At 39.5% G+C, this 13881-nt stretch carries 10 protein-coding genes, 1 tRNA gene and 1 riboswitch; of the genes, 8 read left to right on the top strand and 3 right to left on the bottom strand.

All coding sequences use genetic code 11. The features are described 5' to 3' along the window. Positions 1-778: 778 nt before the first annotated feature. Together AC4PG5_RS05135 and AC4PG5_RS05130 are read left to right on the top strand one after the other, a co-directional pair. Positions 779-2143, top strand: a complete 1365-nt coding sequence (locus tag AC4PG5_RS05135; protein ID WP_492030357.1) for a hypothetical protein — start codon at positions 779-781, stop codon at positions 2141-2143. Positions 2144-2243: 100 nt separating this feature from the next. Next, positions 2244-2663 (top strand): hypothetical protein, encoded by a 420-nt coding sequence (locus tag AC4PG5_RS05130; RefSeq protein ID WP_492030356.1) that lies wholly within the window; start codon positions 2244-2246, stop codon positions 2661-2663. A 486-nt stretch (positions 2664-3149) separates the two neighbouring features. On the opposite strand, the gene AC4PG5_RS05125 is transcribed toward AC4PG5_RS05130, so the two are convergent. After that, positions 3150-4037, bottom strand: coding sequence for a bacteriophage abortive infection AbiH family protein (locus AC4PG5_RS05125; protein WP_492030355.1), 888 nt, complete (start codon positions 4035-4037; stop codon positions 3150-3152). Positions 4038-4226: 189 nt separating this feature from the next. Here AC4PG5_RS05125 and AC4PG5_RS05120 point away from each other — a divergent pair, with 189 nt between their 5' ends. Further along, positions 4227-4799, top strand: a complete 573-nt coding sequence (locus AC4PG5_RS05120; RefSeq protein WP_492030354.1) for a hypothetical protein — start codon at positions 4227-4229, stop codon at positions 4797-4799. A 93-nt stretch (positions 4800-4892) separates the two neighbouring features. Here AC4PG5_RS05120 and AC4PG5_RS05115 read toward each other — a convergent pair. Beyond that, a tRNA-Gly gene (locus tag AC4PG5_RS05115) sits at positions 4893-4965 on the bottom strand. Between the two features lie 162 nt (positions 4966-5127). Beyond that, on the bottom strand, positions 5128-6621 hold the full coding sequence (proS, locus tag AC4PG5_RS05110) for a proline--tRNA ligase (protein ID WP_492030353.1): 1494 nt from the start codon (positions 6619-6621) through the stop codon (positions 5128-5130). Between the two features lie 418 nt (positions 6622-7039). Between proS and AC4PG5_RS05105 the strand changes: the two genes are divergently transcribed. The 5 genes from AC4PG5_RS05105 (at position 7040) to AC4PG5_RS05085 (ending at position 13877) form a co-directional block, all read left to right on the top strand. Further along, positions 7040-7870 (top strand): DUF4382 domain-containing protein, encoded by an 831-nt coding sequence (locus tag AC4PG5_RS05105; protein WP_492030352.1) that lies wholly within the window; start codon positions 7040-7042, stop codon positions 7868-7870. A 146-nt stretch (positions 7871-8016) separates the two neighbouring features. Beyond that, positions 8017-8219, top strand: a riboswitch (cobalamin riboswitch). Positions 8220-8413: 194 nt separating this feature from the next. Then, positions 8414-10429, top strand: coding sequence for a TonB-dependent receptor plug domain-containing protein (locus tag AC4PG5_RS05100; RefSeq protein WP_492030351.1), 2016 nt, complete (start codon positions 8414-8416; stop codon positions 10427-10429). A gap of 133 nt (positions 10430-10562) precedes the next feature. Then, entirely contained in the window at positions 10563-11666 is a 1104-nt protein-coding gene (locus AC4PG5_RS05095) for a YncE family protein (RefSeq protein WP_492030350.1), read from the top strand. 8 nt (positions 11667-11674) lie between these two features. Continuing rightward, on the top strand, positions 11675-12811 hold the full coding sequence (locus AC4PG5_RS05090; protein WP_492030349.1) for an ABC transporter substrate-binding protein: 1137 nt from the start codon (positions 11675-11677) through the stop codon (positions 12809-12811). 19 nt (positions 12812-12830) lie between these two features. Then, positions 12831-13877 carry an iron chelate uptake ABC transporter family permease subunit gene (locus tag AC4PG5_RS05085; protein ID WP_492030348.1) on the top strand — a complete coding sequence of 349 codons (1047 nt, stop codon included), beginning with the start codon at positions 12831-12833 and terminating at the stop codon, positions 13875-13877. Positions 13878-13881 lie beyond the last annotated feature (4 nt).

The raw sequence follows: 13881 nt of genomic DNA, 5'->3' as shown, positions 1-13881 counted from the left end.
ATCTCATTTTATATCATATGACCAGAGTCTAATTTTGATTTAATTTTAATCCAAATTAAATCAAAATTAGACTCTGGTTGTTAAAGGGGTAATCATTGTACTTCACGAGTAAAAGGACCGTATGTTAGGAAAATAACGACCGTACTTCAGCGGCGCGAGGACCGCACCTCAGCGGCATAACGACCGTACTTCAGAAACGCAACGACCGTAGGTCATTTTAGAGATCTATTTGTTGTGTTTTTTTTATAATACAAATTTTGTTAAATGAAATGTTATATAATGTTTATTTTTCTCTTCTGTCATCTCCTGTATTCATCGTATCTTCTTCTGAAAAGGATGATTCTTTTTACAATTGTCTGGATTTATTTAAAACAAAAACAGAGTATTTGCCTTGAATAAAAGTGTTCAAAGGTGATTCTTGTTTTATTGTTGTCTTTTTTCTTTGTATACTCGTCTAGTCTTATTCCTAAAACAACGTAACCATTTAACGTTTGTTTCACATTACTCAAAATAGGCAAAAAGAGGGAGTACAATTCCTTAAAATTTACCGTATATTTGTGTAACGATTGCACCGCAAATCACGCGATTACAACCACAACTGAAATAGCCTTAGATGGAGGGTGAAACGACTTTTGATAGAGGTTGGCCTTGTTTGAATAGAACCTGAGGTCATCTTGATAGAGATCGAAAAACTTTAAATAGAGTAGTCGTTTTGAATAGAAATGAAAAGGCTCTTAACCAAAATCTAAAGTCTAAAATTTGAAATCTAAAATCTGAAATGAAAAAACGAGGTTTGACGCTTGCTGAAGACTTGGGGTTGACGAATGAGTCGCTATTAAAATTGATCGACAACGAAGGTGTGATTGGTTATGGAGCCTACTCGATGTTGAAAAAACTCCTCCGACGACAAGAGGATTATCGTTTTCCGTTGGAACTACTTTCTTCCGTGGCACGCCAAGTCGGTGTCCGTGTCAATTTCTTGGTGAATATTATTAAAAATTATGGCTTGTTTGTGGTCGACGGAACAGAGTTTTTTTCGCCGGAAGTGACCGATTTTATGCTTCGGTTGAAGATGGAAAAGCTACCAAATAAAGAAAATATATTACAGATAGACGATAGGAGAAAAAAGTCGCAAAATAAGTCGAATGAGTTAAAAAATGTAAAAAATGAAGTTAAAGAAACGCGTAACTCGCTGAATGATAGCGATGAATTTTCTACATACGCGTGCGCAAAGATTAATAATATATCTCTATATAAGATTAGAGAGAGAGAAAAAGAAAAAACAGCAAAGAGTCCTGGCGGAACTCCCCAAATTGAAAGGGCCGCTATTCCGAATTCTCAACAAACTAAAGATGAGCGGAAAAAGACTTTGCCGAGCGATGTTAAAGAGCCTAAGACGTCTATTGCTCGATCTCCTATCGCTCGACCCCCTATCAATTGCCTTTGCGTCGGTCAACCTTCTATTGATGAGTCTTCTGTTGACCAATCTTTTATTGACCAATCTTCTATTGACGACCATTCTGTGGGGCAAACTTGTGCTAGCCAACCCCATGGTAATCAGTCTTGTGCTAATCGGTCTTGTGTTAGCCAATCCCATGCTAATCGGTCTTGTGCTAGCCAATCTCATGGTAATCAATCCCATGGTAATCAGTCTTGTGCGCACAAATCTTGTGATTCACGGCCCCCTACCAATCAGTCTCATGATGGCCATGCTTGTTATTTACGACCCTCTGTAGGTAATTCTTGTGCTTTATTGCATCCTGCCGAGCAACTCTACCGCAGGCCAGTTTTTGATCATCGATTGCTTGTTAATCAATTTTTCGGCGATCAATCTCCGGGCGGTCAATCTCCCGAAGAACGATTTTTTTCTAACTTGGTCTTAAATGAGCGGTTTGCCGGTGAACGATTTTTTGATGATCGGTCTTGTTGTACCATCGTTCATGTGATCGCTCATGCAATCATTCACGAGACCGCTTATGCGACAATGCTAAGCCATTATTGGGGAAATGTTAGCCATTATTCAGGTGATACTAGTCGTCATTCGGGTGGTGTTAGTCCTTATTCGGGTTGTGCGACCGTTCGTGGAGCTCCTAATCCTCCTCCGGGGCGTTCTTATACTCGTTTCGGCTGTCCCTTTAGTTAGTTCGGTCGATATTCTAGTCTCTGAGGTTGCGTTTTAGTGCTTCTAATGGTTTCTTTGGCATCTTTGTTTGCGCTTCTAGTTTCTCTGCCGCTACGAAGTTGTGGAGTGTAAGAGTAAGATATTTAGGTACTTTGGTATCCATAAAAAAGCTGATAATATAACTAAGAGATTAAATGAAAGACATTCTCATTTTTCCAAGTTTGATTGCGATGATGATTTGAATATCTGGATTGGATCATTTGCTTGTTCTAAAGATCAAGATAATGTGCATAATATTGAAGATGTTGAAACTTTATTTATTTCAACCTATTCTGGTGAACTTGAACTTACAGAAAATATAATTAAAACTAAAAATCCTCCCTCAGAGTCTATATGTGTGATAAATCGGTGGTATAATAGGGCAGAATCAGAATTGATCTACAGAAAGAACGATACAGCATTTATTGATGACGTAATTTTTTATGAAAAAGAATATAAGAAAGTATTGGTATCAAAATTGAAAAAGAAAATTGCATATTAAAAAAGGGTAAAGGTGCTATAGTTTATACAATTGATTGGATCGTGTCGTCAATTTGTTGGATTAACCTTCATCCTTTAATTACAATCCCATCTTCATTAACCCAATAATTAATAATTTCGAAATCTTTTATTGGTGTAAATTCTCTTATAACTTTTTTGATTATGGTGTCGTTTGTATGAGCGATAGCATATTTTTCTGTAGCCTTTGTTTTCGCTTATTGGCCTGAAGAATTGATATATGGCTTTTCTAAAATGAGTCGTAATTTGAGAGTTATTAAAGACTAGTTTCGTAGCCTTTTTATAATCTGGATGTGCACTTTTAAATTCAATATAGATATTCTCGTAATTCTCTTTTTTTTCTATAATATTGGGCCTTTCGTTTCCCCATAGTAGGATTGGATTATATAACTTTCATCGATCAATATTTCTCGAGTATTTTTATTATTTCGTCTTCTATTAGATATTTTTGATTTATTTATAATGAATTTTATGCTTTTAAATCTTCAATTTTAATAAAAGAAAGATTTTTTCTGATGTTAGCGCGAATAAGAGCTTCTTTCATATTATATTTTTCGTTATTATTATGCCAGCTTATAGACCACTTGGTTTCTGTTTTTACTTTTTGAGCCAAATAAGTATAATATGGTAAATCTATATTATTAAGAGAATGACCTAAAATAATTACTTCATTGATATGCTTCAAGGAGCTGAAAAAAATACTATTTTTTTCAATGATAGCTTTGGTGTTTTTGTAGAATGTATGAAGGATGATTTTCGATGCGTTTTCAGCATCGGTATATAGAGTGCGGGTAGGCTCTCCGTATTCATCAAAGTCCGGCTCTGGATTGAGTTTCTTATTATGCCCGAATATAAGGTCGCTATCACTTTCTACTGAACCATGAATATAAAAAATGTTATTTGTCGATATTCCGTATAATTGTGGTAGGGTGTTTGTATAATTAAAAGACAAAAACAAGGCATTTTTATCTAGATTTAGCGGAATATCAATATTCTTAGGTATATTGACTTCAAACAACCAATCCCTAAAAGCTCTGCGTATATTTCTATCATATTCTTCTAATTGAGATCGAAGATCGTCCTCTAAGCCATAAGTATCACTTGGCTTAAAATTCTCTTCCATGGGGTTGGTATTATTATTGTTGATTAAAAATGATCTATAGTCGAAAGTCCCTAAATCTCGTTCAAACTGGCACCATAGGTTGTTTGTATCTGTTTCCATATAAAAATAATCTTTTAGGAAATCACATACTTCAGGATCATTTGTGTTTATGTAGTCATGAAAATCAGAATAAGATGTTCTCATTCCGTGATAAAGGTCAAATCCATTGCCGATGATGTATAGTCTATTAATCATTTTTTTATGTTATAAAGTTAAGTTTTTAGTTCAACTTAATGTTTAAGTAAATTTTATAAGTTCATCTTATCAATGTTCCATATTTTACTCTATGTTCTCGTACTTTTGTTTTTTAATATTGCAAATATATGCTTTCTTTGTAAAAAAAATGCTTTTTTGTTAGATTTGTAGATGACTAAAAATAATATTATGACAACACTTGCTAGTATTCTTAAAAAACAAACAGTACGAATAGATAATCATGACAGTGGAAGTGGCAGGCCTTTTAAATGGGGTACTAGTGTTCATCTTCATAAAATCATGAACGAAAAAAAGTATAAAGGAGCGGAATTTACTTTACCATTGGATTCTACAAATGGAAAAATAAATGATATCAGGGGAAACAGTAGTTCTATCAAAACTGAGATTAGAAAAGCGTTTAAAGATGAATCGGTGCGAAACAAATTTATTAAAAGTTTTGGAGACGCACTTGAAAAGATTTCTATTGCGAGTAAATTTGACGATCGTAAACGTACTCAAATGCTCGCTGATAGTAGTCGGAATTTGATAGCACTGTTTGGAATGGATTTTGAATCAAAAAAAGATTGGTTTAGAAGTCATCAACTATTTATGTCTATGTTTTCAAGTCCATCAGAAGATTCTATTTACTTTGAGCAAAACATAGAAAAAGGGACAATAACAATGTCTGATAATGATAAGTATATCGAATTATTTGATGATATTCTAAAAGACTATCAAAATGAAGATGATATGGGGGGGTAGCATATTGAAAACCATAAAAAGCGGTATATTGATAATGTTTTTCTCACTAAAAAAGCACCTACATTTAACTGTAAGTGCTTGATTATCAATGCGAGCGGTAAGCGAGGCTCGAACTCGTGACCCTCAGCTTGGGAAGCTGATGCTCTACCAACTGAGCTACTACCGCATGTGTTGTTGGGTCTTCCTTTAACAACGTTACAAATATAAGACTTATTTGATTACGTTGTTCTTCGGTTGGGTGTTTTTTGTAAAAAAATATAAGGGTGCGTACCTCAACGGTGCACACCCTTTTCTGTTTGAAATATAATCTATTTTGTGTCTGGATAAATTAATATGAGCGAGCGAAGATGACGCGGCAAGCCGAAGGTTTGCCTGTAACCATACATTTACCTGGTTCTTTGTCGCCTTCAACAAACGACTCGAACGGGATACAACGAATGGTTGCTTTAGTCTCTTCCTTAATCTTTTCTTCTGTTTCGGTTGTACCGTCCCAATGAGCCAAGATAAATCCACCTTCTTCGATCTTTTCTTTGAATTCTTCGTAGCTGTCTACTGCAGTGATGTGAGCGTTACGATGATTCAATGCTTTAGTATAGATGTTGTTTTGGATCTCTTCAAGTAAGTTTTGAACATATTCTTCGATGCCATCGCAAGTAACGGTCTCTTTTTGTAGCGTATCGCGGCGCATCACCTCCATGGTGTTGTTCTCTAAGTCGCGACCACCCATGACTAAACGAACCGGAACACCCTTTAATTCGTAATCGGCAAATTTGAATCCGGGACGCTTGTTGTCGGCATTGTCGTATTTAACCGAGATGCCCATTGCTTTCAGATTCTTCACGATGCCGTCGATCTTTGCATTAATTTGCTGGAGTTGTTCGTCGTTCTTGTAGATCGGAACAATAACCACTTGGATAGGAGCGAGGTGTGGAGGAAGAACCAAACCGTTGTCGTCGGAATGAGTCATGATTAATGCACCCATTAGACGAGTAGATACGCCCCATGAGGTTGCCCAAACATATTCCATCTTGTTTTCTTTGTTCACAAACTGTACGTCGAATGCTTTGGCGAAGTTTTGTCCAAGGAAGTGTGACGTACCACTTTGCAACGCTTTTCCATCTTGCATCATGGCTTCAATGGTGTAGGTGTCGAGTGCACCCGCAAAACGTTCGTTGGCCGACTTAACACCTTTGATTACCGGAACAGCCATGTATTTTTCTGCAAACTCAGAGTAGACGTTCAACATCTTGATGGCTTCTTCTTCTGCTTCTTCACGAGTGGCATGGGCGGTATGACCTTCTTGCCAGAGGAACTCTGCTGTACGAAGGAACAAACGGGTACGCATCTCCCAACGGAAAACGTTTGCCCATTGGTTGCAAAGGATAGGAAGGTCGCGGTACGACTGGATCCAGTTTTTATAGGTGTTCCAAATAATGGTTTCTGAAGTTGGGCGGATGATGAGTTCTTCTTCGAGTTTTGCTGCCGGGTCGACAACAACGCCTGAACCATCTTCTGCATTTTTCAAACGGTAATGAGTCACGACCGCACATTCTTTAGCAAAGCCTTCAACGTGTTCTGCTTCACGGCTTAAGAACGATTTTGGGATAAGAAGTGGAAAGTAAGCATTGACGTGTCCTGTTTCTTTAAACATTGTATCTAAGAAATGTTGCATCTTTTCCCAGATGGCGTATCCGTAAGGTTTGATTACCATACATCCACGTACGGCAGACTGTTCTGCCAAGTCTGCTTTTACCACCAAATCATTGTACCATTGCGAGTAGTTGTCGCTGCGTTTGGTGAGGTCTTTCAATTCTTTTGCCATTATATTATTGTTTTTATAGATTGCAATTAGCCAAATAGGTTGCAAAAATACGAAAAAGCTTTGAACTCTGTCCATAGTTCATGCAATATTTTGAGGAATACTAAGGACGATAGGTTGGCTTTATCCGATTGGAAACTCTTTTACATTTGTTTTTTTATAGATAAACATTTGTTTGATAGGTTTGTTATTTATAGTAAATATGATACTTTTGTTGGGGTAGCACTATTGGTTTTGATACTGTATTCTTTTGAATGATGAGCTTTTGCTTTTTACGGTTGTTGGGATGATGCTTCGTCTGATGTCTGTTTTTAGAAAAGTGTAAGTCTGTTATTACGTTTGATAACCAGATGGTTGTTGCTCCTCTTATGATCATTTATTGATTTTATTTTTAAGTATTTATTTAATAAAACGAAAAAATATGGTAACGCGCTATTTTTTATTTATTCCATTTTTATGCTTGATTTTTTTGCTGCAAGCTTGTAGCAATAATGATCCGGCGTGTAGTTCGACAACAAAAGTCTCTTTTTATATCACTGATGCACCCAAAAGCAAAGATGTGAAATTCTTACATTTAGATGTTCAATCGGTAGACTATTCGGTTTCGGGCGATGAAAAATGGGTGAATCTGGATATTCAACCTAAACAAATTGAATTGTTACAGTTTAATAACGGTAAGGATTCGTTGCTGTCGAATGTTAATTTGAATGAAGGGGAGAAAATCAGTCAGATCAGATTGGTGTTAGGGGATAATAGTACGATCACCTTGTCGGATGGTACGACTCAAAGCATTAAAATTCCTAGTGGACAAACGTCTGGGTTTAAAATCAATGTTCAATCGAATGTTGAGGTGACTAGTGGATATAAAGTGGTGATCGATTTCGATGCCCAACGGTCTATTGTGGCGAAAGGAAACGGCAGCTATTCTTTAAAACCGGTTATTCGAGCTTATATTGAGGCTAACTCTTCGTTTGTTGAGGGCTATTTGACTCCGGATAAACAACAAACTAAAGTTTTCACGGTCAACTCTGCAGGGGATACGATCTCAACCGTTTCGGATACGTTGAATAACAATTACTTTAGACTTCATGGCTTGTTCAGCGGGGCTTATAAGCTTGAAGTTCAGAACTTGGAGGATGGACGTATTGCAACATTACAAGAGGTGGTTAATGTGGTTGGAGGAACGAATGTTTCTTTAGGTAGCTTGGCTATCCCGGCTTATCCTGAAACTGCGCCGAACAATGAACAATAGATCATGAGTCATAAATAGCTGATAACGGTATGGGCAATTAACATAAACGATCGCTATATCTTACTGATGAAGGTGAATTAAGGAATCTAAATGGGATTCTTTAATTCACCTTTTTTTTATCTGCAATTGTGTTATTTATAAAAAAGAGTATCTTTGTGGCGTTTTGTTCCATGTGCCTCTTAAGCATAGGATTAAAAGGGAACGAAGTGTGAATCTTCGACGGTCCCGCCGCTGTAAACTCCTTTAATAGAAGTTGTTTCATTTCTGTTGCCACTGTTCGCTTGTTCGAATGGGAAGGCTGAAGCAACCGGAGAATAGTCAGAAGACCTGCAAAACAAAGCCTCCATCTAGCTTTCGAGGATAAAGCCGGAGAATGATGACTTTCCTTCTAACTCTATCAAGCGTTTTAAGTGGTCATGATCTCTTTCGACTTTCAATCGTTTCGATTGGTTTTATCCTTTTGTGTCTTGGGTGGCGTTTTGAAACTTATCTTGGATAAGATGGGTTTGTTGTGATGAGGATTATGATAGCTTTATAATTGAAATGAAAGATTGGGTTATGATTAAAAACAGGCGACTAGTAGCCGGGATTTTTATCTTGTTGAGTTATGGTTCGGTTGGGGCACAACGTGTCGATACAACCACTGTTCAGCACATTGATGAAGTGACGGTTAAGGCAGTTCGTATGCCTAAGCAGGTGATGGCACCGGTTCCTGTTCAGGCTTTTTCGGCCGATCATATCGAACAGCTTGGTTTGCAGAACATGGCGGATGCCGTTCGTCGCTTTTCCGGAACAACGGTACGTGATTATGGTGGCATCGGGGGACTGAAAACGGTTTCTGTACGAAGCTTGGGTGCTTATCATACCGGAGTAGCTTATGATCAGGTGGCTGTGAGCAATTGTCAGGCAGGGCAGATTGATATCGGTCGATTCTCCTTAGATAATGTAGGGATGGTTTCATTGGCGGTTGGTCAAAATGATAACTTGTTGCAGTCGGCAAGGTTGTATGCTTCGGGAGCGGTGTTGAGCATCTTGTCTGTTCGCCCGGATCCTAGTGAGGCAAAGAAATTTGGTTTTAAGGGACAGGTACGTGTGGGGTCCTTCGGACAAGTGAATCCTTATGTGCGGTTCACACAAAAGGTTGGGCAGCGTACTCTCCTTGCAGTGGATGGCGATTGGATGCGTGCCGATGGAATGTATCCTTTTACGTTGAAGAATGGGGCACTGGTCACTAAAGAGAAACGTGAGAACTCTGATATTACAGCGTGGCACACGGAGGCTAACCTTTATCACACGTTTAAGGCTCAGGCCAAACTGAATGTAAAGGCTTATTATTATAACTCGGAACGAGGGTTACCGAATAGTGTTGTGTATTATACTAGTGGTCGGAACGAACGTCTCTGGGATGAGAATTTTCTTTTGCAGGCGCATTATGAGAAGGTCTTTAATTCACGTTGGAAGATGCAGGCGCAAGCGAAATATGACTATTCGTGGAATAAATACGCGGACTTTAATGTGCAATATGAGAATGGGAAACAGATCGATGTTAACCGACAGAATGAATATTATGGATCGTCTACGTTGCTTTATCAGCCTTTGAAGGAGTTAAGCGTCTCTTTGGCACAAGATGTGGCTTATAATACGTTGGATAAAAACTCTAATATGCCGAATGAGATTAATCCGAGGCGGTGGACTTCTCTGACTGCACTTAATGCTCAGTTGGCATTCGAGCGGGTTACAGTGGTTGGCGGCTTATTGAATACATTCATTTCCAATAAAATACCGGATGGCCAGAAGGTCACTCAAAAATGCCTGACGCCTTCGGTATCGGTTTCTTATCGCCCTTTTCATACGGAATATTTAAATATTCGCGGATTGTATAAACAGAGCTATCGGGTGCCGGCTTTCAATGACCTTTATTATGAACGGTTGGGGAATACCGGCTTGCGTCCGGAAAAGGCAACGGAATATAATTTAGGTCTTGGATGGAGCCGCTCGTTGGGGCGATGGGCGGACTATCTCTCTATTAATGTGGATTTCTTTCACAATGATGTTAAGGATAAGATTGTGGCTTTTCCGCAAATTCCTGTTTCAAAAATGGTGAATTATGGACGGGTCAGTGTGGATGGTGTCGATCTGAATGCTAGCCTTAAGTCACGTTTGTCCGATCATTGGGCGATGGTGGTGAGTGGTGGCTATACGTTCCAGAAAGCCATCAATGTGACGAACAAGGAGGATAAAAACTACAAGGATCAGATTCCTTATACGCCAAAGCATTCCGGCAATGGTAGTGTGACGGCTGAAACGCCTTATGGCATTCTAACTTATTCTTTTATGGCAGTCGGAGAGCGCTATGTCCTGGCTCAAAATCTGCCGGAAAATAGGGTAGATGGTTATTTTGAGCAGAACCTGTCGTATTCGAATAAGTTTAAAATTGGCGCTGTTCGCTTGGGAGCGCAATTCGACTTGGTTAATCTGTTCAATATTCAATATGATGTGATTAAGTTCTATCCGATGCCAGGAAGGCAGTTTAGGCTGACTTTCAAGGTGGAATTATAAAACCCGATGGCTAAGATCGAACGATCGTTATAATCGAATACATCGAATACATCAAATACATCGAATACATCGAATAAATAAAATCGTGAGTCGAATAATAGAATTATAAATATCAATTAATTTAAATAAGTGTATGAGAAAGAAGAATTTGTTTTTTAGTTTACTTGGTTTGTTAACTCTCTTAATGAGTTTTACTTCTTGTAGCAATGAGGATGATAGTTGGAATGATATAGGTTCGGTAGTTGAATTGCCTCGAACAAGAGCTTTTGTTTTGAATTCAGGCTCTTATAATGGTAACAATTCTGGTTTGGCTTTTTATGCGCCAAATAAGAATGCTGATTTTATTAGCAACATTTACCTCAAACAGAATAAAAAGGAACTTGGTGATACCGGACAATCAATGATTGAAGAGGATGGCTATATGTATATATTGGCCTATGGCTCTAAACGATTGGTTAAACTAAATTCTGCGGGAGTGGAAATCGGAAGTTTATCGTTCTCGAACTTGGATGGTGGACCTCGTGATTTGGTTTATGTGGATGGTAAGCTTTATGTCACCCTTTATAGTGGAAAAGTGGCTCGCATCAATACTGAGACTCTTGTTCTTGAGGATTATGTTGCTGTGGGACTGGCACCTGAAAACATTGTAACAGTGAACGGTAAGCTTTATGTGGCTATCTGTGGCTGGACTAGTGATCATAAAATTTATGATAAGAAAGTGGTAGAAGTTGATATTAATACTTTTAAAGTGAGCAAAGAGATTGAAGTGACTGTCAATCCTAATCAGTTGAAGGTGCTTAATGGAAATCTGTTCTTGATTTCATGGGGTAACTGGGGGGATATTGGCTATGATTTACAAAAGATCGACCTTAAGAATAAGACGTATGCGGTCACTCATCTTGGTGTGGCGACTAAGATGACGGCTTATGGCAAATCGCTTTATCTGGTGAACTCGGTGACCGATTGGGTGGCTAAAAAGACGGTTAATACGTTCTTTAGCTATGATGATTCAACCGGTAAGATCATTGATTCTTCTTTCTTGAAGAATGCACCGGAGAAATTGGCTTCAGAGAGTGTGTATATGATGGAGGTGAATCCGAATAATGGAGAGATTTATATTGGGGTTTCTAACTATCAAGCAAATGGTGATATTTATCGTTTCGATGCTTCCGGTCAGTTTATTGAGAAATTCGATTGTGGAGGATTGAATCCGATGGATATGGCTTTCTTTAATTAATCGGTGAGATGAAACAAAACCATTTTTTGGTCCTACTCTGCATGGGGCTTATCGTTCTTTCTTCCTCTTGTGGAGGAGGAAAGACGAAACAGTCGACTCATGCGGGAGAGGCGTTGGAGATGCGTTATGCTCAAAGACTCTCTATCGAGGACTGTGGAAATTATACGAAAGTGGAGGTGCAGAATCCGTGGGATACCGCGAAGATTCTGCAAACTTATTTGTTGGTCGATCGGGAGCAAGCATTGCCCGGCGATTTGCCTAAGGGAGTGGTGGTGCGTACTCCATTGACGAAGAGCGTGATTTATTCGGCTGTGCATTGCAGCTTGATGGATGAGCTTGGTGTTTTTAACGCCATAGCCGGAGTGTGCGACTTGAACTATATCAATTTGGATAAGGTGCAACAGGCTGCTCGTGAGGGTAAATTGCTTAATCTGGGGGATGGACTAGCGCCGGATATTGAGCGGATGATTGATTTGATGCCTGATGCGATTCTGCTTTCGCCGTTTGAGAATAGCGGCGGTCATGGGCGGGTCGAACAGTTGGGAGTGCCGATCATTGAATGTGCCGACTACATGGAGACCTCTCCTTTGGGACGGGCCGAATGGATGCGTTTCTATGGACGTTTGTACGGAGTTGGCGAACGGGCGGATTCGTTATTCGCTACCATTGAAAAGTCGTACCTCGAGCTGAAAGCGTTGGCGACTAAGGTCGATCATCGTCCCACAGTGATCAGCGAACTGAAGAGCGGATCGGCTTGGTATGTGCCGGGTGGACAGAGTTGGATCAGCGTGTTCTATCGCGATGCAGGAGCTGAGTACCTTTTCAAGGAGGACTCGCATAGCGGTTCGGTACCTCTGTCGTTTGAAACGGTGTTCGATAAAGGACAGTTTGCCGATTTTTGGTTGATTAAGTATAATCAATCGATCGATAAGACCTATGCTGAACTTCAACGTGAATATGCACCTTATGCCGGATTCAAAGCGTTTAAAACGCGTGCCATCTATGGATGCAACACGAATACTGTGGGATACTATGAAGAGGTTCCCTATCATCCGGATCTGTTTCTACGCGATCTGATTAAAATTTTTCATCCGTCACTTCTCCCTACGTATAATTCGCGCTTTTTTACTAATTTAGCCGATTGAAACGTAGAATAATAAAATAATGACAACGATCATTCCTTCTGCAAAGGGACTAAAGTATGGGGTAGTGTTGGGATTAGCCCTCTTTATTCTCTTTGCATTTAATTTAGTTTTTGGATCTGTCGACATTCCTCTTCCTATAGTTGGTGATATCCTTTTAGGTCACCCGGTAGAGAAAGAGAGTTGGCGATTTATTATTTTAGAATCGCGGTTGCCTCAAGCGTTGACCGCTTTGTTTTGTGGGGCAGCACTGGCGGTGAGTGGATTGATGCTTCAAACGGCGTTTAATAATCCCTTGGCCGGTCCTTCTATCTTAGGAATCAATACCGGTGCGAGTTTGGGGGTCGCCTTGGTGATGCTACTCTTTGGCGGAACCATTACGGTCGGGACGCTGACTTTCTCGGGTTTTCTATCTGTGATCATTGGGGCTTTCGTCGGGGCCATGGCTGTTTTAGGATTGATCTTATTCTTTTCCGGTCTGCTGAAGAGTAATATTATGGTGCTGATTATCGGAATCATGATTGGTTATGTCACTTCATCGGCTATCTCACTACTGAACTTTTTTGCTACAGCCGAAGGGGTGCATTCGTATATGATCTGGGGAATGGGTAACTTTGGTGGAGTCTCTAATCAACAATTGCCTTTTTTTATTGGCTCGGTGGTTGTGGGGTTGTTTCTCTCCATCTTGCTGATTAAGCCTTTGAATGCCTTGCTGCTGGGTACGCGTTATGCCGAGAATCTCGGAATTAATATCTATCGGGTGCGGAACTTATTGTTGCTGACGGTGGGCTTGCTGACAGCTGTGACGACGGCTTTTTGTGGACCGATTGCTTTTATTGGTTTGGCGGTTCCACACATGGCACGTTTGATGCTGGGGACTTCAAATCATAACTCTTTATTGCCGGTTACTCTACTGATGGGAAGTGTGATCGCTTTGCTCTGTAACCTGATCTGTATCTTGCCGGGTGAGAGTGGGGTCATCCCATTAAATGCGGTGACTCCTTTTATCGGAGCACCGGTGATTATTTATGTGATCGTTAATCAACGTAAGATTCAATATTTCAATTAAAAAA

The sequence above is a fragment of the Bacteroides sp. QWL-09 genome (assembly GCF_058683585.1).
The sequence above is the reverse complement of the archived record's forward strand: the minus strand, read 5'-3'. Positions and strand labels throughout refer to the sequence as shown.

What these genes read in the sequence shown, in the direction of transcription:
- AC4PG5_RS05135 (WP_492030357.1), top strand. Translation starts at nt 779, where the DNA reads ATGAAAAAACGAGGTTTGACGCTTGCTGAAGACTTGGGGTTGACGAAT.
- AC4PG5_RS05100 (WP_492030351.1), top strand. Translation starts at nt 8,414, where the DNA reads ATGAAAGATTGGGTTATGATTAAAAACAGGCGACTAGTAGCCGGGATT.
- AC4PG5_RS05090 (WP_492030349.1), top strand. Translation starts at nt 11,675, where the DNA reads ATGAAACAAAACCATTTTTTGGTCCTACTCTGCATGGGGCTTATCGTT.
- proS (WP_492030353.1), bottom strand. Translation starts at nt 6,621, where the DNA reads ATGGCAAAAGAATTGAAAGACCTCACCAAACGCAGCGACAACTACTCG.
- AC4PG5_RS05085 (WP_492030348.1), top strand. Translation starts at nt 12,831, where the DNA reads ATGACAACGATCATTCCTTCTGCAAAGGGACTAAAGTATGGGGTAGTG.
- AC4PG5_RS05120 (WP_492030354.1), top strand. Translation starts at nt 4,227, where the DNA reads ATGACAACACTTGCTAGTATTCTTAAAAAACAAACAGTACGAATAGAT.
- AC4PG5_RS05125 (WP_492030355.1), bottom strand. Translation starts at nt 4,037, where the DNA reads ATGATTAATAGACTATACATCATCGGCAATGGATTTGACCTTTATCAC.
- AC4PG5_RS05105 (WP_492030352.1), top strand. Translation starts at nt 7,040, where the DNA reads ATGGTAACGCGCTATTTTTTATTTATTCCATTTTTATGCTTGATTTTT.
- AC4PG5_RS05095 (WP_492030350.1), top strand. Translation starts at nt 10,563, where the DNA reads ATGAGAAAGAAGAATTTGTTTTTTAGTTTACTTGGTTTGTTAACTCTC.